General features: G+C 40.1%; 16 protein-coding genes. 10 read left to right on the top strand and 6 right to left on the bottom strand.

Annotated features, from left to right (window positions below; genetic code table 11):
* Window positions 1-27: 27 nt before the first annotated feature.
* On the bottom strand, window positions 28-945 hold the full coding sequence (locus tag ACDG22_RS12990) for an NAD(P)-dependent oxidoreductase (RefSeq protein WP_270230415.1): 918 nt from the start codon (window positions 943-945) through the stop codon (window positions 28-30).
* Between the two features lie 238 nt (window positions 946-1,183).
* On the opposite strand from ACDG22_RS12990, the gene mfd reads away from it, so the two are divergent.
* Together mfd and ACDG22_RS12980 are read left to right on the top strand one after the other, a co-directional pair.
* Entirely contained in the window at window positions 1,184-4,546 is a 3,363-nt protein-coding gene (mfd, locus tag ACDG22_RS12985) for a transcription-repair coupling factor (protein ID WP_270230426.1), read from the top strand.
* 153 nt (window positions 4,547-4,699) lie between these two features.
* The gene (locus tag ACDG22_RS12980) at window positions 4,700-6,340 is read left to right on the top strand and encodes an ABC-F family ATP-binding cassette domain-containing protein (RefSeq protein ID WP_270230416.1); all 1,641 of its coding nucleotides are present in this window, start codon (window positions 4,700-4,702) and stop codon (window positions 6,338-6,340) included.
* A gap of 115 nt (window positions 6,341-6,455) precedes the next feature.
* Here ACDG22_RS12980 and ACDG22_RS12975 read toward each other — a convergent pair whose 3' ends face one another.
* From ACDG22_RS12975 to ACDG22_RS12965, 3 genes are read right to left on the bottom strand one after another with little or no spacing between them, the layout of a single operon-like run.
* A complete protein-coding gene (locus ACDG22_RS12975; protein WP_270230417.1) occupies window positions 6,456-7,727 on the bottom strand; it encodes an MFS transporter in 1,272 nt (423 codons plus the stop codon).
* A 10-nt stretch (window positions 7,728-7,737) separates the two neighbouring features.
* On the bottom strand, window positions 7,738-9,051 hold the full coding sequence (locus ACDG22_RS12970) for a SpoIID/LytB domain-containing protein (RefSeq protein ID WP_007567706.1): 1,314 nt from the start codon (window positions 9,049-9,051) through the stop codon (window positions 7,738-7,740).
* A gap of 14 nt (window positions 9,052-9,065) precedes the next feature.
* On the bottom strand, window positions 9,066-11,477 hold the full coding sequence (locus tag ACDG22_RS12965; protein ID WP_270230418.1) for a DUF4922 domain-containing protein: 2,412 nt from the start codon (window positions 11,475-11,477) through the stop codon (window positions 9,066-9,068).
* Between the two features lie 131 nt (window positions 11,478-11,608).
* On the opposite strand from ACDG22_RS12965, the gene rlmN reads away from it, so the two are divergent.
* The 7 genes from rlmN to ACDG22_RS12930 are packed head-to-tail and all read left to right on the top strand — an operon-like array spanning window position 11,609 to window position 18,724.
* The gene (rlmN, locus tag ACDG22_RS12960; RefSeq protein WP_270212696.1) at window positions 11,609-12,658 is read left to right on the top strand and encodes a 23S rRNA (adenine(2503)-C(2))-methyltransferase RlmN; all 1,050 of its coding nucleotides are present in this window, start codon (window positions 11,609-11,611) and stop codon (window positions 12,656-12,658) included.
* 11 nt (window positions 12,659-12,669) lie between these two features.
* The gene (locus ACDG22_RS12955) at window positions 12,670-13,740 is read left to right on the top strand and encodes a DUF4837 family protein (RefSeq protein ID WP_270230419.1); all 1,071 of its coding nucleotides are present in this window, start codon (window positions 12,670-12,672) and stop codon (window positions 13,738-13,740) included.
* 5 nt (window positions 13,741-13,745) lie between these two features.
* Window positions 13,746-14,846 carry a 4-hydroxythreonine-4-phosphate dehydrogenase PdxA gene (gene pdxA, locus ACDG22_RS12950; protein WP_007567698.1) on the top strand — a complete coding sequence of 367 codons (1,101 nt, stop codon included), beginning with the start codon at window positions 13,746-13,748 and terminating at the stop codon, window positions 14,844-14,846.
* Window positions 14,830-15,846 (top strand): lysylphosphatidylglycerol synthase transmembrane domain-containing protein, encoded by a 1,017-nt coding sequence (locus tag ACDG22_RS12945; RefSeq protein WP_007567696.1) that lies wholly within the window; start codon window positions 14,830-14,832, stop codon window positions 15,844-15,846. The genes pdxA and ACDG22_RS12945 overlap by 17 nt, the downstream gene beginning before the upstream one ends.
* A 15-nt stretch (window positions 15,847-15,861) precedes the next feature.
* Window positions 15,862-16,776 carry a CDP-alcohol phosphatidyltransferase family protein gene (locus ACDG22_RS12940; protein ID WP_007567694.1) on the top strand — a complete coding sequence of 305 codons (915 nt, stop codon included), beginning with the start codon at window positions 15,862-15,864 and terminating at the stop codon, window positions 16,774-16,776.
* A 4-nt stretch (window positions 16,777-16,780) separates the two neighbouring features.
* Window positions 16,781-17,500 carry an IspD/TarI family cytidylyltransferase gene (locus ACDG22_RS12935; RefSeq protein WP_007567691.1) on the top strand — a complete coding sequence of 240 codons (720 nt, stop codon included), beginning with the start codon at window positions 16,781-16,783 and terminating at the stop codon, window positions 17,498-17,500.
* 18 nt (window positions 17,501-17,518) lie between these two features.
* Window positions 17,519-18,724: a sugar MFS transporter gene (locus ACDG22_RS12930; protein WP_270230420.1), complete on the top strand. Its 1,206-nt coding sequence runs from the start codon at window positions 17,519-17,521 to the stop codon at window positions 18,722-18,724.
* A 173-nt stretch (window positions 18,725-18,897) separates the two neighbouring features.
* Here the strand turns inward: ACDG22_RS12930 and ACDG22_RS12925 are convergent, their stop codons facing one another.
* Entirely contained in the window at window positions 18,898-20,205 is a 1,308-nt protein-coding gene (locus ACDG22_RS12925; protein WP_270230421.1) for an inositol-3-phosphate synthase, read from the bottom strand.
* 249 nt (window positions 20,206-20,454) lie between these two features.
* On the opposite strand from ACDG22_RS12925, the gene ACDG22_RS12920 reads away from it, so the two are divergent.
* The gene (locus ACDG22_RS12920) at window positions 20,455-21,351 is read left to right on the top strand and encodes a PfkB family carbohydrate kinase (protein ID WP_007567685.1); all 897 of its coding nucleotides are present in this window, start codon (window positions 20,455-20,457) and stop codon (window positions 21,349-21,351) included.
* 117 nt (window positions 21,352-21,468) lie between these two features.
* Here ACDG22_RS12920 and ACDG22_RS12915 read toward each other — a convergent pair whose 3' ends face one another.
* On the bottom strand, window positions 21,469-22,404 hold the full coding sequence (locus ACDG22_RS12915; RefSeq protein WP_370858912.1) for a phosphatase PAP2 family protein: 936 nt from the start codon (window positions 22,402-22,404) through the stop codon (window positions 21,469-21,471).
* Between the last annotated feature and the right edge of the window lie 5 nt (window positions 22,405-22,409).

Below are 22,409 nucleotides of genomic sequence, written 5' to 3'. Positions count from 1 at the left end.
GTTGATTGGTCGAATAATATTAAAGTATTATTTATTATTGGCTGATGCCGTAAGGTAAGACTCTATGTTGGCCAAAGCTTTTTGTGAAAGTCTTTCGACACTTTGTATGGACTTTCCTGAAATATAGGGCGTATATAAAAGATTACTGCATGATTTCAGTTCTTCGTATACGTTGCCCATTCCTGTCGCGTCACAAAGATAATAATTGTCGGGTGACTCATTCAGCCAATCTTTCATGGCAGCAACATCGAATGTCGGTCCTACTGAAGTATTCACTACAATTTTGTTATTGCCTAAAATGGAAAATTCTCTTTTTCCCAGCAGATAATTGTTACGAGGAATACATGTGCAGATTATTTCATTTTTATCCAACAGTTCATCGAGTGGCATGTACACAAATCCGGCGTTGTCTGCATCTGCTTTTCTGTGGCGGCTGAAGTAGCTGACTTCTGCTCCGAAAAACTTCAGCGCATCGGCAACCATTCGTCCGGTTTTACCCATTCCGATGATTCCTATCTTCCGTCTGGTCAGTTCAGTACTTTCCTTACGCCAGCGTATGCCTCCAAATCCGTGTAATAATCGTACCAGTTCGCTTATTACATACTCTACAACTCCTTCGTCGCCATAATCTTTTACTCCGAGCACGGTAATTCCTCTTCGTTGGGCTTCTATAACATCCACGTTACAGCTTTCCGGGTTATAGAGTGTGCAGCACATGCCTATGTATTGTATATTGCGGCAGGCATCGAGTACACTTTTTCTGATAGGTGTACGGAATGATACTAACAGGCAGTCGGCATCACCGATACGCTCGGTTACGATATGTTCGTCTTGTGGAAAATCATGATATACCACTACTTCTTCTCCCAGCTTTTGCAGCTGTTGTAGGGCTTCTTCATTAAGCAGCGTTTCGTCTACCGCTACTATTTTCTTAAACCTTGTCATTTCCTTTATTTATCTTTTTGTTGTTAAGATATTGGTTTTTCTGCAAAGTTATTCATTCTTTCCGTTTTTATGGATAAAATTTCTTATTTTGAAAATCTAAAAAAGCTTTTGTTTTTCTTCAAGCTCGGGTTTATATTCTTCTGTACTGAAATTATTTTATAATTTTGCATTGTTTATTATATGAGTAATCTTCTGCCGGCGAGGTCAGGAAGATGTGACTATACTATTGATGATAACAATGGGAATAACAGAACTTCAATCGCGTTATACTCGTCATCCGGCCTTGGAAGGATTGGCGAATACTTTAAAAAATAATGATATCCGTACTGTATTTTTAGAGGGAACACATGCTTCGTGCGCATCGTTGTTTGCTTCCTGCTTTATCAAGTCGGTACCGGGCGTATATCTTTTTGTCTTGAATGATCAGGAGGAAGCCGGATATTTTTATCATGATATGGTGCAGGTGAACGGTGATGAACAGATTTTATTTTTCCCTTCATCTTATCGCAGGGCTATTAAATACGGTCAAAAAGATGCAGCCAATGAAATACTCCGTACTGAAGTGTTGAGCAGGCTGGAAAAGAATGAACCAGTAACAGTTGTAACTTATCCCGATGCGCTTGCCGAGAAGGTCGTTTCACCGAATATACTGAGTGACAGAACACTGAAGCTGACTGTCGGACAGCACATTGATACGGATGAAATTACCAAAACACTTTCGGATTATGGCTTCGAGCATGTTGACTATGTATATGAACCGGGACAGTTCGCTACACGCGGTAGTATCATCGACGTCTATTCTTTCGCTTCTGAATATCCTTACCGAGTAGACTTTTTCGGTGATGAGATAGATAGTATACGTACCTTTGAGGTAGAAAGCCAGTTGTCGCGTGAGAAAAAAGATTCGGTAAGTATTGTTCCGGAACTGGCACAGGCTATGGATGGCGATATCAGTTTCCTGAGCTTTATTCCACGTGAAACTGTTTTATGGGTAAAAGATTTATTGTGGGTACGCGAACGTATCCAGATAATTCATGATGAGGCTCTCTCGCCTCAGGCACTGACCGCATATGAGGGAGAGCAGACTGAGTTGATGAACCTGGAGCGGAAGCTGATAGACGGTGCTGAGTTTACGGTAGAATCACTGGAGTTCCGGCGGATTGATTTCGGACACAAGGCAACGGGGACACCTCAGGCTACACTGAAGTTCAATACGTCTGTACAGCCTATTTTCCATAAGAATTTCGATTTGGTAGCAAGTTCATTGACAGATTATTTACAGCGGGGATATTCCATTTATATATGTTCTGACAGTGTAAAACAGACGGACCGACTGGCAGATATCTTTCGTGAGCGTGGTGATAAAATAGATTTTACAGCTGTAGACCGTACTTTGCATGAAGGATTTGTCGATCACACGTTGCATTGCTGTATTTTTACCGATCATCAGATATTCGACCGTTTTCATAAATATAATCTGCGCAGTGATAAGGCAAGAAGTGGTAAGGTTGCACTTTCTTTGAAAGAGCTTAACATGTTCGAACCGGGTGATTATGTGGTGCATATTGATCATGGAATCGGAAAGTTTGCCGGACTTGTGCGTATCCCGAACGGGAATACAACGCAGGAAGTTATTAAGCTGGTTTATCAGAACGATGATGTGGTATTTGTTTCTATTCATTCTCTGCATAAGATTTCCAAATATAAGGGCAAAGAAGGTGAACAGCCTCGTATCAGTAAATTGGGTACGGGAGCATGGGAAAAGATCAAGGAACGTACCAAGACTAAGATTAAGGATATTGCCCGTGATTTGATTAAACTTTATTCACAGCGTAAGCAGGAAAAAGGGTTTAAATATAGTCCGGACAGTTTTATGCAGCATGAACTGGAGGCAAGCTTTATCTATGAGGACACTCCCGACCAGTTGAAAGCTACTCAGGAAGTAAAAGCCGATATGGAGAGCGATCGTCCGATGGATCGCCTTGTGTGTGGTGATGTGGGCTTCGGAAAAACAGAAGTTGCCATACGTGCCGCTTTTAAAGCCGTGGCCGACAATAAGCAGGTTGCTGTGCTTGTTCCTACTACTGTATTGGCTTATCAGCACTACCAGACTTTCTGTAAACGTCTGGAAGGGATGCCTTGTAAGGTAGAATATCTGAGCCGTGCCCGTACAGCTAAAGATACATCCCGTATTCTGAAGGAGCTGGAAGCTGGTACTGTCAATATTTTGATAGGTACGCATAAGATTATCGGTAAAAGTGTAAAGTTCCATGATCTGGGTTTGCTGATTATCGATGAAGAACAAAAGTTTGGAGTAAGTGTAAAAGAAAAATTGCGTCAGATAAAGGTCAATGTAGATACACTGACCATGACAGCAACACCCATTCCGCGTACACTGCAGTTTTCGTTGATGGGGGCTCGTGATCTGTCGGTTATACAGACACCGCCGCCCAACCGCTATCCGATACAGACGGAGGTGCATACGTTTAACGAAGAGATAATAACGGAAGCGATAAACTTCGAGATGAGCCGGAACGGACAGGTATTTTTTGTGAACAACCGCATTCAGAACCTGATGGAACTAAAAGCAATGATTGTGCGCAATATTCCTGATTGCCGTGTATGTATCGGACATGGACAGATGCAGCCTGAAGAGCTGGAAAAGATAATCTTCGGTTTTGTAAACTATGATTATGATGTGTTGCTTGCAACTACTATCATCGAAAGTGGAATTGATATTCCGAACGCCAATACGATTATCATTAATCAGGCACAGAACTTTGGGTTGAGTGACTTGCACCAGATGCGCGGACGTGTAGGACGAAGCAACAAAAAAGCTTTCTGTTATTTGCTGGCTCCTCCGTTGTCATCGCTTACCCCCGAAGCCAAACGCCGTCTTCAAGCCATCGAAAACTTTAGCGATTTGGGAAGCGGTATACACATTGCCATGCAGGATTTGGATATTCGTGGTGCTGGTAATATGCTGGGAGCTGAACAAAGTGGTTTTATAGCAGACTTGGGATATGAAACCTATCAGAAGATTCTGTCGGAAGCTGTAACCGAATTGAAGAATGATGAGTTTGCAGAACTTTATGCCGACGAGATAAAAGCAGGAGAAGAAAAAATCAGTGGCGAAGATTTTGTGGACGAATGTACCGTAGAAAGCGATTTGGAATTATTGTTCCCTAACGAATATATTCCGAGCAGCAGTGAACGAATGTTGCTTTATCGTGAACTGGACAAACTGGAACTCGACCGTGATGTGGAGGCTTTCAAGGAACGTCTGATTGACCGATTTGGAAAGATTCCGCCTGAAGGAGAAGAGTTGATTCGTATTGTGCCTCTTCGTCGCCTGGCAAAACGTTTGGGAGTGGAAAAAGCTGTACTGAAAGGTGGCAAGATGATTCTTTATTTTGTAAGCAATCCGGACAGTCCGTATTATCAGAGTGCTGCTTTTGGAAAGATAATCGACTATATGGCAAAGTATCCGAGAGTATGCAACCTGCGTGAACAGAACGGACGCCGCAGCATGATTGTGAAAGATATTACTGATGTGAATTCAGCAGTCCGGATTTTACAGGAAATAGTCAGTCTGGGGTAATTGTGCGCCGGAAAGCATTGTAGCGGAAAACCTGTTGTCAGTGAAAATGGTTTCTTTAAAGGGACTGGCCCTCGGACAATTGAAAAATCCGGTCGGGCAGTTTCGGCTTTTGAGATAGATGATATAATTTTATATACTAATACGTAATATTTTATGATTTCAGTAGATGGACTTACCGTCGAATTTGGCGGAACCACCTTATTTAGTGACATTAGTTTTCAGATTAATGAAAAAGACCGTATCGCCCTGATGGGAAAGAACGGAGCAGGGAAATCAACCTTATTGAAAATATTGGCAGGGGTACGTCAGCCTACCCGTGGAAAGGTGACGGCTCCTAAAGACTGCGTAGTTGCTTATCTGCCTCAGCATCTGATGACGGAGGATGGACGTACGGTGTTCGAGGAAGCATCGCAGGCTTTTGCTCATCTTCGTGAAATGGAAGAAGAGATAGAACGCATGAACAACGAGCTGGCTACCCGTACCGATTACGAAAGCGATTCGTATATGGAGCTGATAGAAAAGGTTGCGGCAATGAGCGAGAAGTTTTATGCCATCGATATGACTCACTTTGAAGAGGACGTAGAGAAGGCTTTGCTCGGACTGGGTTTCATGCGTGAGGATTTTAACCGTCCTACCAGTGATTTCAGTGGAGGATGGCGCATGCGTATCGAACTGGCCAAACTGCTGTTGCAGAACCCGGATGTATTATTGCTGGACGAGCCGACTAATCACCTGGATATTGAATCTATCGGCTGGTTGGAAGAATTTCTGATTAACAGTGCCAAGGCTGTGGTGGTTATCAGTCACGACCGTAAGTTTGTCGACAATATTACTACACGTACCATTGAAGTGACGATGGGACGTATTTACGACTATAAGGTAAACTATTCGCAGTATCTTGTATTGCGTAAGGAACGTCGTGAACAGCAGATGAAGCAATACGAAGAACAGCAGAAGATGATTCAGGAAACGAAAGACTTTATTGAGCGTTTCAAAGGAACATACAGTAAGACACTTCAGGTACAGAGTCGCGTAAAGATGCTGGAGAAACTGGAACTTATTGAAGTTGATGAAGAAGATACTTCGGCACTCCGACTCAAATTCCCTCCTTCACCCCGAAGCGGAAGTTATCCGGTTATTATGGAAGGAGTAGGCAAAACTTATGGTGATCATGTGGTGTTCCATAATGCAAATCTTACCATAGAACGTGGCGATAAAGTTGCTTTTGTGGGAAAGAATGGAGAAGGTAAGTCTACGCTTGTGAAATGTATTATGGGAGAGATAGAGCACGAGGGAACACTTACATTGGGACACAATGTGCAGATTGGTTACTTCGCTCAGAATCAGGCATCGTTGCTGGATGAAAACCTGACTGTCTTCCAGACTATCGATGATGTGGCAAAAGGGGAAATCCGAAACAAGATACGCGACTTGCTGGGAGCGTTTATGTTTGGCGGGCCGGAAGAGTCGATGAAGAAAGTAAAGGTACTTTCAGGAGGAGAACGTACGCGTCTGGCTATGATTAAATTGCTGCTGGAGCCGGTTAACCTGCTTATTCTGGACGAGCCGACTAACCATCTTGACATGAAGACAAAAGATATTCTGAAACAGGCTCTGATGGATTTTGATGGAACACTGATTGTTGTTTCGCACGACCGTGACTTCCTTGACGGATTGGTTACCAAGGTATACGAGTTCGGTAATCAGCGTGTGAAAGAACACTTGTGTGGCATCTATGAATTCTTGGAGACTAAGAAAATGGAAAACCTGCGGGAGCTGGAAAAGAAGAATTGATGACTTTATAAGTACATGGTATGTATTTGTCACCATGAATGAGAAAAAACGTCACCGGAAATTCGATAATTTCCGGTGACGTTTTTTCTCATTTGTCGGTGTGTATTGAAGTCGTTTATTCGGTCTGTTTTTTCCCAAATTCAGGATCTATTTTCAGTAGAGCTGTTACACCAAAGGTTGCGGCACAGCATACCATGATCCAGAGGAAGAAGTGCTGGTATCCCAGAAGCTCCTGCATCCATCCGGCTATCATGCCTGGAAGCATCATTCCCAGTGCCATGAAAGCTGTACAAATGGCATAATGTGCGGTACTGTGAGTCCCTCGGGAAAAATAAATGAGGTAAAGCATGTAAGCAGTGAAACCGAATCCATAGCCAAACTGCTCAATAAAGATGCATATGTTTATCCATAAGGGATTCGTTTCGGGGAAGTAGCTTAAAAATACATATACAATGTCGGGCAGTGAGATAGCCCATACCATATACCATAGCCATTGTTTCAGTCCGTGCCGTGCGACTGCCATACCTCCCAATATACCTCCTAACATCAGTCCGATAATGCCGACTGTACCTTGTGTAAATCCTATTTGTTCGGTCGTCATGCCTAATCCGCCTTCAGAAACCGGATCAAGCAGGAAAGGAATGCTCATCTTAGTCAGTTGTGCTTCCGGTAACCGGTACAGAAGCATGAATAATATAGCAATACCAGCCTGCTCTTTTCGGAAAAACGAGCGGAATGTCAGCAAAAACTCTTTAAGTAGTCCAGAGGCTGATGTTTCTACTGCTGCCTTGTCATTTGCAGGACGTGGCAAAATAAAGGCATGATAGAGCCATAGCGCAAGAAATATTCCTGCCATGATGAGGAACGTGATGCTCCATGAGTAGGGAATGCTTCCGGTTGTTTTTTCCAGATATCCGGCTATCATGACCAACAAACCTTGTCCGGCAATGGTTGCTATACGGTAAAAAGTGCTTCTGATTCCGACAAACAAAGCCTGTTCATGAGTCGTTAAGCCGAGCATGTAAAATCCGTCTGCTGCAATATCATGAGTTGCGGAACTAAAAGCCATGAGCCAGAATATGGCAAGTGTAGTCTGGAAAAAATGTTCGGTAGGTATAGTAAAGGCAATACCTGCAAGACCTGCTCCGATAAATAGCTGCATGAGAGTTACCCACCAGCGTTTGGTACGGAGCAAATCGACAAACGGGCTCCATAATGGTTTGATGACCCATGGCAGGTTCAGCCAACTCGTATAAAGAGCTACTTCTGTATTTGAAATTCCCATGCGCTTATACATGACAAGCGACAGAGTCATGACTGCTATATAAGGTAATCCCTCAGCAAAGTAAAGCGTTGGAACCCACGACCAGGGAGATTGTTTTTTCATATTGAAAATATTAATACAGTTTTCTTATATCTGCCCCTTTATAGTAATGAAGCAAAATTTCGTTGTAATTATAGCCCTGCTCACCCATGACGGCTGCACCGATTTGGCAAAGGCCTACACCATGTCCCCATCCGGCACCAGTAAGTTCGAACCATGCAGGTATTCCTTCGGCATCCGTTTCTCCTTTTTCTACGATAAATGCAGAACTGAATAAGTGAGTAGGAGAGAGTGTACGGCGTATTTCCAGTTCTTTGCCTATGATAAGTGTCTTTTCTGTACCTACTATTTTCAGCTTGCAGATACGTCCTGATTTTCCTCGTTCAACGGGAATGAGATCGACAATCTTTCCATAATCGTTCTTTGTATTGCTGCGAATCAGTTCTGCAAGCTCTTCCTGAGTATAGCGAACTTTCCAGCGATAGAAATTGGTTGTTTCCTGATCGTAGTTGTTAAGTATCTGTGAAATGATATTTTTATCATGAGTGTAGCAAAAACTGTCAGGGGTACTTTTAATCCATTTCTCAGCTTCACTTTCTTGAGTCAAGTCAGGAAAACTTCTCTCCTCTTTTGTATCACGTATAGCACTGAGATAAGGGTAGTTTTTCTCTTCCCAGCAGGTATCGAAAACCTCACTGACTCCTCCACAGCATTTAGAGAAACGTGCATCACAAATACAGTTTTTGTACATTAATACTTGGCCTTGAGTTGCTTTGACCGCTTCTACAACATTCTTATTGGATGCCTTCGTAATGCCTTGGTAACGCTGGCAATGATCGTCTGCACAGACATCAAAAATAGTATGATCTTCGCGGTCGTACCAGCGGATGTATTCAGTGTCAGTCTTTATAAAGGAGAAAAAACCGTTATCGTGTTTGCTCATTGCTTTGCGTTTTTCAATTTGCGCCAATAGCCAACTTCTTGAAATTACAGCATGAGCTTTTAAAAACTCGGGAGAGGATGTAGCATTCATCTCAGAAGAAATCACACTTATCAGGTAATCTTCTGCCGGTAAAATATTGATAGCTGTGATTTTTCCTTCATCTACAACCAACTTCAAAGTTCCGTTGAAATGCTGCGTTTCCTGACGCTCCCAATGGAAATTGATGCCAATCGTTACGTCGTATAAGGAGAAAGAGGCTTCATCTTCTACAGGAGTGAATGTAAGTTCTCGATATACATTGCCATTCCATAGGATTCCTCCTTCACTAAAAGATACGACTTGGTTACCGGTTACAGTTTCACCTTTTGCCAGGAAATGAGAATTAAGGGTAAAATGTATCTCTTGGGCATTGACGATACCCACACTTATTTCTGGTTCTTTCATTATGCTCTATGTGTTTAATTATGGTATGCTACTTCTTTGTATATCTTTGTAATATCTGATTCGGTTATTCTATCAAAATCCTCTTTACGCGGAGTTACTAATAAACCTGCCATGTCAAGTGCTCCAGGGCTGACTAACAGTTGCTCTCCTCTTGTTGCTGTATAGCAGGCCGGGCGATGTTCTTCTCGTGGAAAATAAGCCATCGTGAACCCTCTTTGTTTGTCCTGCCATGCAAATAAATTGTATCTGGGTTCGCTTTCTCCCTCGTGCAAAGGAAGTGATTCTAAGTATTGGTTAATCATTTCAGGTAATATATCTGCTGAATGATTACAGATAAATACTTGGATCGGACAGATGTAACTGGTTATTTGGAAAGAAGAATAAGTGTTACCGTTTTCTGTTTTTATTTCTTTTTCTCTGACAGCTGTTTCCATGAGTCTTTCCCATTGCTGGATGACCGGCACATCGCTTTGTTTTACTGCCTGAAAATGGAAATGATCCGGAGCTGAGGCTCCACATTTAGCCCCATTGTAAAATAGGACATAACCGGATGCAAAATATTCTTCCAGCCAGCTGATCAGTTTTCCTGGAAGCTGACGTATCGTTTTATCTGCCAATACCTGATCCTGATGTTTTAAACTGGAAATGGTAAGGTGTCCGGGAAGTATCGGGTATGGATTGATCCGTAAGCTGAACGGTTCGTCTAATGAAATGATTATTTCATCTTGTTCGTTGGGCTTGTTTTCCGGACAAAGAAAGCATTTTCGTGCTTCTATAGATGATTTATCGACTTTTGCGCATGTAGAAACAGCACGTGCTGGATTGAATTGTACAGTTATCGTATTTCCTGCTAACTCGAACCGACGCGTTTCTATTTGATTGAGTGCTTCGTGGTTAGTGCGTGCTGTCTGCCATTTTGCTAATTGGTTTTCGATAAAGAGGTCCCCTGCTTGTCTTTTTTTATTCATTGCTTGACGCAACTTAATTTCCAGTGTACGGAGACTGTCTTTATAATTATTGTTCTGATTTATTTTTTCGATGCTTAAGGCTGCATCAGAGTTTCCTTCCCAACGACGGCATAGATAAAGAACATCATAGATACGTCCAATGCGATATTGGCGTGAAAATGCAAGTCCTAGAGCGTAGTCTTCTCCGTAACTGGTGTTTGGTACACGAATTTTCCTCAGTAATGGGGTGAAGAATGCTCGGGGAGCTCCTAATCCATTGATGCGTAACGCATTATTATGTCCGTTCTCATCTGTCCATTCTTTATGGTCGATTACTCCGGGAGGCAAGGCTTGCAGCGTAAAGTCGGTCATGCGGTATGAACCAATAACCATTGCACATTGTTCCTTGTAGAACTTGTCAACGATGGTTTGTAGGGTATGCGGACTGCTGTACAAATCATCGCTGTCTAGCTGTATAGCAAAACGACCGCACTGTGGGTGGTTAATACCTAGATTCCAGCATCCACCAATACCTAAATCGGTTCGTTCGGGAATCAGGTGTATAACTCTATTGTCATTTTTATATTGTTCTATGATTTCACTGGTTCCGTCGGTAGAATGATTGTCTATGATAATCAGATTGAAAGGAAAGCTAGTTTCCTGTTCTAAGACAGAACGTATGGCATCGTTTATTGTGCGTGCACGGTTGCGCACCGGAATGATTATTGATGCTTCATGAGAGAATTCTCCTTCTTTTAAATCAACTGTCATCATGCTGGGTTTAAGATAAGCTCCGATTTTTTTTAGATGCCGGGTAAAAACCTCTTCACGTTCGATTTGTACCTGACGGTTACGCGGGTCTACATAATCAAACTGTTTTTCACCTGACTTTCGTAAGTCTATCTCGGTTTCTGTATAAAGAAACTCTCGTATGTGTGTAAGTTCTCCGTATCTTGAAAGAGCTAATCGCAAAGCATATAATGCGGAATGTTGGTACTCTTTTTCAGCCTCAATTTCGTTGATTGCTCTTTTAAGATAATCGGTACGGAACATGAGTAAGGAGCCGAAGTCAAAATCATCCCGCACACTTCCAAGTTGGTAGTCGATAACCGGATGAGGTGTCCGTTCTCCTTTTATAGTTTTGTAATGGTCTGCATATACCATACTGCATTGAGGTGCTGAAAGGTAGTCGCACATACGTTCTAATGCCATGTAGCCAAATTCCAAATCTTGTACCTGTGTGCAGATAAGGGTAAAAGGAGTATTTGCATAAAGAGCAACTTGCTTGTATCTTTCAACAGATTCGGGAGCTGAGGACGGCAATATATAGCATTTATCGGGTAAGCTCAAATTGGGAACAGGAGATGTTGGCAGTAAGAATATCCTGTCTACTGTAGAACATTCCTGTAGGTGTCTTATTGTTTTATTAATTTGATTTTCACTTCCGTATGGAATGAAACATGTGATTGTTTTATTCATATTTAATACATTTATAGTGGCAAAGATAGAGAATATATCTTATTTTTGTCTAACTTTGTACGCTAATTGTATAGAATGGAGAATCCTTTTGTACAGATTATTTGTAGAACGTGTGCAAAAACAAAGAAAGAATGGCTGATGTAAAAATTCCCTTGTTGGGGAAAACACTGAGCGAAATACAAGGTATTGTGCATGGTTTGGGTATGCCTGGATTTACGGCAAAACAAATTGTTGCATGGTTATACGATAAGAAAGTCTTTTCAATAGATGATATGACAAACTTATCGCTGAAAAATCGTGAAAGGCTGAAAGAAAACTATGAGATAGGGGTTACCGCTCCGATTCATGAGATGCGTTCTGTAGACGGGACTGTAAAATATTTGTTTTGTACTCCTGAAGGTGATTACATTGAATCTGTGTATATTCCTGACGAAGACCGTGCTACATTATGTGTTTCCTCGCAGGTAGGATGTAAAATGAATTGTAAGTTTTGCATGACAGGCAAGCAGGGATATACGAATAGTTTGACACCTACTCAAATACTGAATCAGATTTATTCTATTCCGGAACGTGATAAGCTTACGAATATCGTTTTTATGGGAATGGGAGAACCATTTGATAATCTGGATGCGGTATTACGTTCACTTGAAATTCTTACAGCTGATTATGGATATGCTTGGAGTCCGAAACGTATAACTGTTTCTACTGTAGGTTTGCGTAAAGGCTTAGAGCGTTTCTTGGAAGAAAGTGACTGTCATTTGGCTGTGAGCCTGCATTCTCCGTTCCCTGCACAGCGAAGAGAACTGATGCCTGCCGAGAAAGCATTTTCTATTACTGAAATTATTGATATTCTCAGGCACTATGATTTTAGCAAACAGCGTCGTTTGTCTTTTGAATACATCGTTTTCAAGGGAGTAAATGACAGTATGCTGTATGCTAAAGAATTGATAAAGCTTTTACGAGGGTTGGATTGCCGTATCAATTTGATACGTTTCCATGCTATCCCAAATGTAGATTTGGAAGGTACGGATATGGAGTCTATGCTTGCGTTCCGTGATTATTTGACACAGCATGGAGTTTTTGCAACAATTCGCGCATCGAGAGGAGAGGATATTTTTGCTGCTTGTGGCATGCTGTCTACGGCGAAACGGCAAGCTGAAAAAAATAAAGAAACTAACTAAAAGAAAAAAATATGAAGCGTTTAGCCTTTTATCTGAGTTTGGCACTTGTTGTGCTAGCATTAGCTTCTTGTAAAGGGGAAGGAAAAAGTCTGATAACTCCGGCTTCCAGTGGTCGTCCTTATGAAATTTTGGTTGTTGCCGATGATGACTGTTGGATGAGTCCGGATAGTGCTCTTTTTCATGTGTTGGACACGGATGTTCCAGGATTGCCTCAGCCGGAACGCTCTTTCCGTATCTCAAGAGTGCGAACTGCGTATTATGACCGGACAATGCGTCTGTTCCGTAATATAATTATGGTAGACATCAATCCGCAGCTGTATACTCAGGTAAAGTTCAAATACTCGCGTGATGTATATGCTTCACCTCAGATGATTATGGTCATTCAGGCCCCAAATCAGGAAGAATTTGCAAACTATGTTTCTCAAAATGGAAATGTGATTATCGATTTCTTTACTCGGGCAGAAATGAACCGTGAGATAAAGACATTAGAGAAAAAACATAATCAGGCTATTTCTGCTAAGGTAGGAAGTCTTTTCGACTGTGATATCTGGATGCCTGTTGAAATGGAATCATATAAAGAAGGTAAAGATTTCTTTTGGTCTTCTACCAACCTTAATGATATGAATTTTGTGATGTATACTTTCCCGTTCAGAGATGAAAATACTTTCACCAAAGCATACTTCATACACAAACGTGATTCTGTAATGAAAGTGAATATCCCGGGAGAGCGTGAAGGTATGTATATGGAAACTGCTGATTCTGCATTTGTTGAAGTTAGAAATATAGCAGTAAAGGGAGATTATGCTTTTGAGGCCCGTGGACTATGGGAAATGAAAAATGATGCAATGGGTGGCCCGTTTGTATCGCATATGAGAGTTGACCGTGCAAATGCTCGTGTAGTAGTTGTAGAAGGGTTTGTCTATAATCCGGGTAAATTGAAACGAGATCAGATCCGTCGGTTGAATGCAGCATTGTATACATTGAAGTTACCTTCAGAACAGGCTGTTTCAGAACTGCCGGTTGATAGTACGTTAACCGAAGAAAAAGTAGAACATAAAGCTGAACAAACAAGCAATAAATAAGAAGCATGGAAGAACGTAAGATAATTGTGGGAATCACCCACGGAGATATAAATGGAGTAGGGTATGAAGTAATACTGAAAGCCTTTTCTGATCCCACTATGTTGGATTTGTGTACTCCAGTAATTTACGGATCGCCTAAAGTTGCTGCATACCATCGTAAAGCGATGGATATTCAGACAAACTTTAGTATTATCAATTCTGCATCCGAAGCTCAGGAAGGACGTGTCAATATTGTAAATTGTACCGAAGATGAACTGAAGGTGGAATTAGCTAAGCCTACTCAGGAAGCAGGACGTGCTGCATTAGCTGCACTGGAAATGTCTTTGAAGGAATATCGTGAAGGATTGTTTGATGTATTGGTAACAGCTCCAATCAACAAACACACGATACAGTCGGAGAATTTTCATTTTCCCGGTCATACTGAATATATAGAAGAACGTGTAGGAAATGGACAGAAGGCTCTGATGATTTTATTAAAAGATGATTTCAGAGTAGCTTTGGTTACTGGACATGTGCCTGTCAGCGAGATTTCAAAAGATTTGACTCAGGAATTAATCATGGAAAAAATGACTATTTTCCATCGTTCCTTAAAACAGGATTTCGGCATTGACAATCCTCGTATAGCAGTCTTTTCACTGAATCCTCATGCTGGTGACTGTGGACTGATTGGAAGTGAAGAGCAAACGGTTATCATTCCAGCGATGGAAGAAATGATAAAACGTGGTGTACAGTGTTTTGGCCCTTATCCGGCAGACGGTTTTATGGGTTCTGGAAACTATCGCTATTTTGATGGTATTTTAGCAATGTATCACGATCAAGGCCTGGCTCCGTTTAAGGCTTTGGCTATGGATGAGGGGGTCAATTTTACAGCGGGTCTTCCTGTTGTGCGTACTTCTCCTGCTCATGGAACAGCCTATGATATTGCGGGTCAGGGAGTTGCTTCAGAGGATTCATTCCGTCAAGCAATATATGTAGCGCTGGATGTTTTCCGTAATCGTTGTATAGAAAAAGAAATCAGTGCACATCCGTTGCGCAAGCAATATTATGAAAAGCGTGACGATAGCGATAAACTGAAACTGGATACGGTAGATGAAGAGCAAATATAGGAATCTGTTTCTGCTTTTTGGCATAGTTGCCATAGCCGTCATGCTTCTTACGTTTGACGTGTCCTATGCAGAACTGACAGATAGCCTCCGGAAAGCAGGTCTTTGTTTTCCGGTGGTTATCTTTTTATGGGTTTTAATTTATTTGCTTAATGCTGGAGCCTGGTATATCATTATACACGATGGTTTTAGAGGTGATAAAATACCTTATTGGCGTGTATATAAATATACGGTAACGGGCTTTGCGTTGAATGCAACTACTCCCGTTGGGCTGATGGGGGGGGAACCTTATCGCATTATGGAGTTAGCTCCTTATGTTGGAGTAGAAAAAGCCACCTCTAGTGTGATATTATATGTAATGATGCATATTTTTTCTCACTTTTGTTTTTGGCTTTTCTCTATCCTTCTCTATCTCGTTTTATACTTTCATCACCTTCAATGGAGTCTGTCATTGTTTTTGGCATTTTCCGGCATCTTTTGTTTAATGGGAGTTTATTTCTTTATGAAAGGTTATCGGCAGGGGTTGGCGATGCGTTGTATCCGATTGTTGCAAAGGGTGTTTTTTTTGAAGCGTTGGGCTATAAATTTTGCTGAAAAGAAGCAAGAAACACTTCAACGAATTGATGATCAGATAGCGGAATTACATAGCAAACATCGTGTAACTTTTTATACATCTTTGGGAGCTGAGTTTTTTGCGCGGGTTTTATCATGTGCTGAGATTTATTTTATATTATCGATTTTTACAGATACGATTAGCTATTGGGATTGTATTCTAATATTGGCTTTTACCTCTTTGTTTGCTAATGCTTTGTTCTTTTTACCGATGCAGTTAGGAGGTCGGGAGGGCGGTTTTGCTTTGGCTGTAGGTGGATTGTCAATGCCATATGCTTACGGTGTGTATATGGGGCTGATAATGCGGCTTCGTGAATTGGTCTGGATAATTTTAGGTATCGGATTAATGAAATTTGGTAATAAGAATAGTCTGAAAAGTAAACGTATTTAGAAGCTTAAATAAATCATGTGGTTTAGTTCTTTGGTACAAGGTATAAAGTCTACATTAAAGTCGGAAGATACAGAAGGTTTTTTTGAAATATATGTAACTCGTTCTTGCGGCTATTTGTGGGCATTGTTTTTTAAGCAATTACATATACATCCTAATGTAGTGACAATCGTTTCTATCATATTAGGGGCCTTGTCGGGGTATATGTTTTATTATGATGATTTATCTCATACTCTGTGGGGGATTTTTTTACTGATATGGGCAAATTGGTATGATTGTGCAGATGGGCAACTTGCTCGTATGACGGGAAAGAAAAGTCTTTTGGGACGTATCCTTGACGGATTTGCCGGAGATGTATGGTTTTTCTCAATTTATTTCTTTATCAGTTTACGGCTTACGCCATCTTGGGGTATATGGATTTGGCTGTTGTCAGCCTTTGCCGGATTTATTTGTCATAGTAAACAGTGTGCTTTGGCCGACTATTATCGTAATGTACATATGTTTTTTCAAAAAGGAGCTGATAAATGTGAGTTGGATTCTTCAGAAGAACAATATCGTAAAATGAAGGCCTTGAAATGGAGTAAAGACTGGTTTGAAAAGATCTATTTATTTTTTTATGCTCGTTATACACATAGTCAGGAGAAAATGTCGCCTTCATGCCAGCATTTATTACTTACACTAAAAAAGAAATATGGAAATCAAATTCCAACAGAACTCCGTCAACACTTTAGGGTAGGAAGTAAGCCTTTGATGAAATATACTAATATCTTGACATTTGATATGCGTGCAGGTGTCTTATTTATATCAGTATTAATAAAAGAACCATGGTTGTATATGGTTTTCGAAGTAACTGTAATGAATGTAATCTTCTTTTATATGCGTAGCAGGCATGAGAAACTCTGTAAGGAGATAGAATTAGAAGCTTATAAATAAAGATATGGAAAGTATTATAAAAAGGCACCGTATCGCTTTGGTTCTGGCTGGGGGATATGGAGGGCGAATGCATATGGAAACTCCAAAACAGTTTTTATTGTTGCAAGGTATGCCTGTCATAGCACATACATTAAAAGCTTTTGAAAATCATCCTGAAATAGATGTGATTGCTGTTGTGTGTCTTTCTGGATGGGAAGAATATGTAGAACGGGTGAAACATGATTTTCATATAACTAAATTGCAGCATATCTTTTCTGGTGGTAGCAATAGCCATATTTCTATCGGTAATGGTATAAAAGGACTTTCTCATTATTACACAAGGGATGATATTGTATTAGTTCATGAGGCTGTACGGCCTTTGCTATCGGCAAAGATTATTTCTGAGAATATCCGGATATGTGAATTGTATGGAAATGCAATTACTGCTGTCCGGGACAACGAAGCTGTTATGTATACTGAAGATGGAGTTTCTTCGTATCGTTGTTTTCCTCGTGAACAAATGTATAAGGCGCAGACTCCTCATACTTTTGTTTTAAGAGATTTGGAGATAGCTTACCAGGAAGCAGAACAAAAATCTATTTGTGCACAATCTTTATATACTCTGATGGCAGAACTGAAGCGCTTTCCTTTATATATAGCAGAAGGAGAGCGAAGAAATATCAAATTGACACACCCTGAGGATATACGGATTGCCGAAGCTTTGCTGTCTACTGAAATGATATAGTAATAATAATTGAAAAATATGGAAACAAAACGCATTTCATTGGTAAGTAAACAATATACTCTTCCTTTTATATTGGTTACTTCATTATTCTTTTTGTGGGGATTTGCGCATGCCATTCTGGATGTGTTGAATAAACATTTTCAGGAAGTTTTGAATATAACTAAAACCCATTCAGCCTTTATTCAGGTAACGATGTATATGGGATATTTTATCATGGCAATTCCTGCGGGTCTCTTTATTAATCGTTTTGGATATAGAAAAGGAGTTGTCTTTGGTTTGTTGTTATATGGACTAGGAGCATTTCTGTTTATTCCAGGGCAATATTACGTTTCATTCAATGCATTTTTATTTGCACTTTTTGTAATAGGGTGTGGACTTACTTTTTTAGAAACTGCTGCCAATCCATATGTTACTGAACTAGGTGCAAAGGAAACTGCTGCTAGCCGTTTGAATTTCGCTCAGTCTTTCAATGGATTGGGGTGTATTTGTGCTCCTATTCTGACGGGACTTTTACTTTTCTCAGATGATTCTCAACCTACAGGAAACGTAGCTTTACCATATGCATGTATGGGAGTGGTTGTATTGTTGGTTGCCATTGTTTTTATGCGTGTAAGGTTGCCTGAAATCGAGCACCAGACAGAAGTTGATTCTCAAGGGCATCGTGTTGGGCTTTGGTCGCATAAATTATTTATTTTCGGACTGATTGCCCTTTTTGCCTATGAGGTAAGTGAAATTTCAATCAATAGCTTTTTTATCAATTATGTAGTAGAGCAAGGATGGATGAATGCACGGCGCGCATCTTTGATTCTTTCTTTCGGGGGACTAAGCTTATTTATGGCTGGGCGTTTTATTGGCAGCTGGATAATGCAACGTATCTCTGCAGAGAGAATGTTACTCTATTGTTCTATAGGAACCGTTTTGACAACGACTTTAATCTTATGTGACTTAGGCATTATTTCATTGATTGCTTTGCTGTGTGGTTATGCTTTTGAGGCTATTATGTTTCCTACTATATTTGCTCTTTCTTTAAGAGGGTTGGGAGGCCATACTAAACGTGCCTCTTCTTACTTGATGATGTCGCCAGTGGGAGGCGTCGTGGGTCCTTTACTGATGGGCTATGTGGCAGATATCACTTCTTCTATGGTTATGTCTTTCATCGTTCCTTGGATTGCTTATGCTGTCGTATTGATGTATGCATGTAGGATTGTTTTGGGCAAAGAATGATATTATAATGCCTGCTCAAGGTATTTAAAATGTAATCTGTTAAATAAGAAAATCAAGAGATTAAAACTTTATATCTCTTATTACCTTTGGTGATAACATTAAAAACAAAAGGCTGCTTCATTTTTTTGAGGCAGCCTTTTGTTTTAATATTGTTAGTTTTCTTATATAAAGGATTAGTCAATTTCTTCGTCAGCTTCGTATCCACCCATTTCGCGAATAGCATTTTTCAGCATAACATACTGTTGGAATAAGTGGTTAACTGGTACTTCGTTTTCAGTATAGTCATGCATTGGGCTCTTCAGGAAGAAACTCAAGAAGCGCTGTATACCATAACGACCTGCACGTGCTGCCAAATCACTTAACAGAACCAAATCAAGACATAATGGTGCTGCTAAAATAGAGTCACGGCACAAGAAGTTGATTTTGATCTGCATTGGATATCCCATCCATCCGAAGATATCAATATTATCCCAACCTTCTTTATTATCATTGCGAGGAGGATAATAGTTAATTCTCACTTTATGATAATAGTCTGTATATAAATCAGGTTGTTCTTCCGGTACGAGGATTGATTCAAGTGTAGAGAGTTTACTAACTTCTTTTGTATGGAAGTTGGCAGGTTCATCCAGAACCAAGCCATCACGGTTTCCTAAAATATTAGTAGAGAACCACCCTGATAATCCTAAGCAACGAGTTCCAATAATCGGAGCAAATCCAGATTTTACTAATGTTTGTCCAGTTTTGAAGTCCTTTCCAGCGATAGGCATCTTAGTTTTTTCTGCCATTTCCCACATAGCAGGAATATCAACAGTTGTGTTCGGAGCTCCCATGATAAACGGTGCACCTTCTGCCAGAGCTGCATAAGCGTAACACATAGAAGGTGCTACATGCTCACGGTCATCGTTTTTCATAGCTTGTTCAAGTGCTGCCAATGTACCGTGTACTTCTTCGCATACTGGTACATAAATTTCTGTAGAAGCAGCCCAAAGAACAACAATACGGCTACATCCATTTTTTTCTTTGAAGTTGCGGATATCTTTACGCAATTCTTCTACCATGTCCCAGCGTGTTTCGCAGTCTTTTACATTATTTCCATCCAGACGTTTTGCATAGTTATGGTCGAAGGCTGCCTTCATAGGAACGATATTTTCCAGCTCATCTTTTACCGGATTAATATCTTTTTCTTTCAAGACTTCGCAATTTATAGCTGATTCGTAAGCGTTAGCAGGATATACATCCCATGCACCGAATACGATATCATTTAAATCTGCGATAGGTGCAATCTCATTGTAGTGAAGATATTTTTTGTTGGCTCCACGTCCGACACGTATTTTATCGTATTGAGTCATTGAACCGACAGGTTTTGCTAATCCTTTGCGGACCATCAATACACCAGTCATAAAAGTAGTTGCTACCGCACCCAAACCTACACACAGCACTCCTAGTTTGCCGTTTGCCGGTTGTACATTCATTTTTTCCATTTCTAATTTGTTTTTCTAGTTTGTCAAATAACAAAGTAATATTACATGCCGTAAAGTTATACTTTTGTTTTTAACCACAAGCATAAACTTATTTTTTTTATTTCTTGCTTGGAGAAATTGAACAATATTTCGTATAAAATGACAATAAAATCATTGTTCTAGACAGATAAAAAAAGAATTGGGACAACTTTCTTAAGTTCAAAAATGCTATCTTTGCACCCGTTTTTTATAATGAAATAGTTATTAATAATGAATGATATTTGTTGCATCGGGCATATAACATTAGATAAAATTATTACTCCTAAACAAACTATTTATATGCCGGGAGGTACTTCCTATTATTTTTCTCATGGTATTTCTCATTTGAATGATTGGAAAAATTATAAATTAGTAACTTCGCTCGCTCCTAGTGAGTATTCGTCTGTGGATGAATTGACGGGGAAAGGTCTTAATGTAGAAATAATACCTAGTAAGAAAACTGTTTATTTTGAAAATTCGTATGGGATAAATCAAAATAATCGTACTCAGCGTGTTTTAGCTAAAGCAGATCCCTTTACTGTTGAAAAAATACAACATATAGAGGCTAAAATCTTTCATCTTGGAAGTCTGCTGTCAGATGATTTCTCTTTGGATGTGATTAAATATTTATCTAAGAAAGGTATATTGTCTGTAGATGCGCAGGGATATTTACGTGAAGTGAGAGGTGAAAATGTATATCCCATTGATTGGTGTGAAAAGAAAGAAGCTTTGAAGTATGTTCATATTTTGAAAGTAAATGAGCATGAGGCAAAAGTTCTGACAGGGCTGGATGATTATCAGGCTGCAGCTCGGCAATTGGCAGAGTGGGGAGTAAAAGAAGTTTTGCTTACATTAGGTAGTGAAGGCTCTATTATTTATGCCGAAAATAGTTTCTATTATATTCCTGCCTATCCTCCAAAAGAGGTAGTTGATGCTACTGGATGTGGTGATACTTACATGTTAGGATATCTTTATATGCGTAATAAAGGTGTATCGTATGAGGAAGCTGGATGTTTTGCTGCTGCACTTTCTACTGTTAAGCTAGAAAAATCAGGACCATTTAGTGGTACAGAGGAAGATGCATGGAAAATTATAAAAGATAGTAACTTGAAGGTTATAAAAAAGTAAATCATAACATACGTAAGTTAACTTCATACATAAATGGCATGTACAAATGAATATTCCTTTTGTACATGCCATTTGATTTTTATCAGACCCTATTGGGCCTAAGGAGATAGTTCTTTATTATTCAATATATTTTGTGTAACGTTCTATGAAGCTACGGAATTTAGGTATACGCATTAATACATATTCAAAGCAACATATGCCTAATAATGCACATAGAATACCAAGTGTTACATCTATAATATAGTGATGTCCGGAATATACAGCCGTAAACCAAATACCTACCATGATGATTGCAAATATTGCTCGTAGCCAGTTGTAGCAGCGTGCCCGGAAAGAATAAAACAATGCAACAACCATGTAGGCTGAATGCAGGGACGGTACTGCTGCAAATACGTTTGCATTTCGTCCATATAATCCCTGAAAAATTGTTAGTCCCGTCATTGCATCAAATCTTCCTAATCCTGCAACGTCTCCAGGTGTATTTAAAATTGGCTCAAAGCCGTAATTCATAACATACCAGGGTGGAGCTGCCGGATGTATATAGTATCCTACAAATCCTATCAAATTGACAAAAAGGAATACAAGAGCAAATCGCAAATATATTTTGCGCTGTCGGCTAAAATACAGTCCTAATCCGAATAAAATAGGGACTGGAACCCAGCAGAGGTAAAAGATTCCTGCCATGAAATCCATGACTGCACAATGATGAATGTGGAAGAACTCATTGGGAGTAAGAACTCCTTGGGCAGTAATAATTCCAAAAAGATTTTTTTCAGCTTCATATAAACCTTTTACATCGATAGGGTTTACTTCATAGTTGGGAACAATACGCATCCAGTCATATGAAATCGCGAATATAGCGAAAGGAAGTAACGCTACAATCAGCTTTTTTGTTTCCTTGCTGATCAGAAATAACAATGCGATAAGGACTCCCATCCCTATATGCTCAGGACGTATACCGATGAAGGTTGCCGTTACACTGATCCATGCTACAAGAGAAATGACTAATATACTTATTTCTCTTGTAGAAGGTTTATCTGTCATTATCTTCATACGTG

The sequence above is a fragment of the Phocaeicola coprocola genome (genome assembly GCF_041333015.1).
In the GTDB taxonomy this organism is placed as follows: Bacteria; Bacteroidota; Bacteroidia; order Bacteroidales; family Bacteroidaceae; genus Phocaeicola; species Phocaeicola coprocola.
This window is presented reverse-complemented; position numbering and strand designations above follow the sequence as displayed.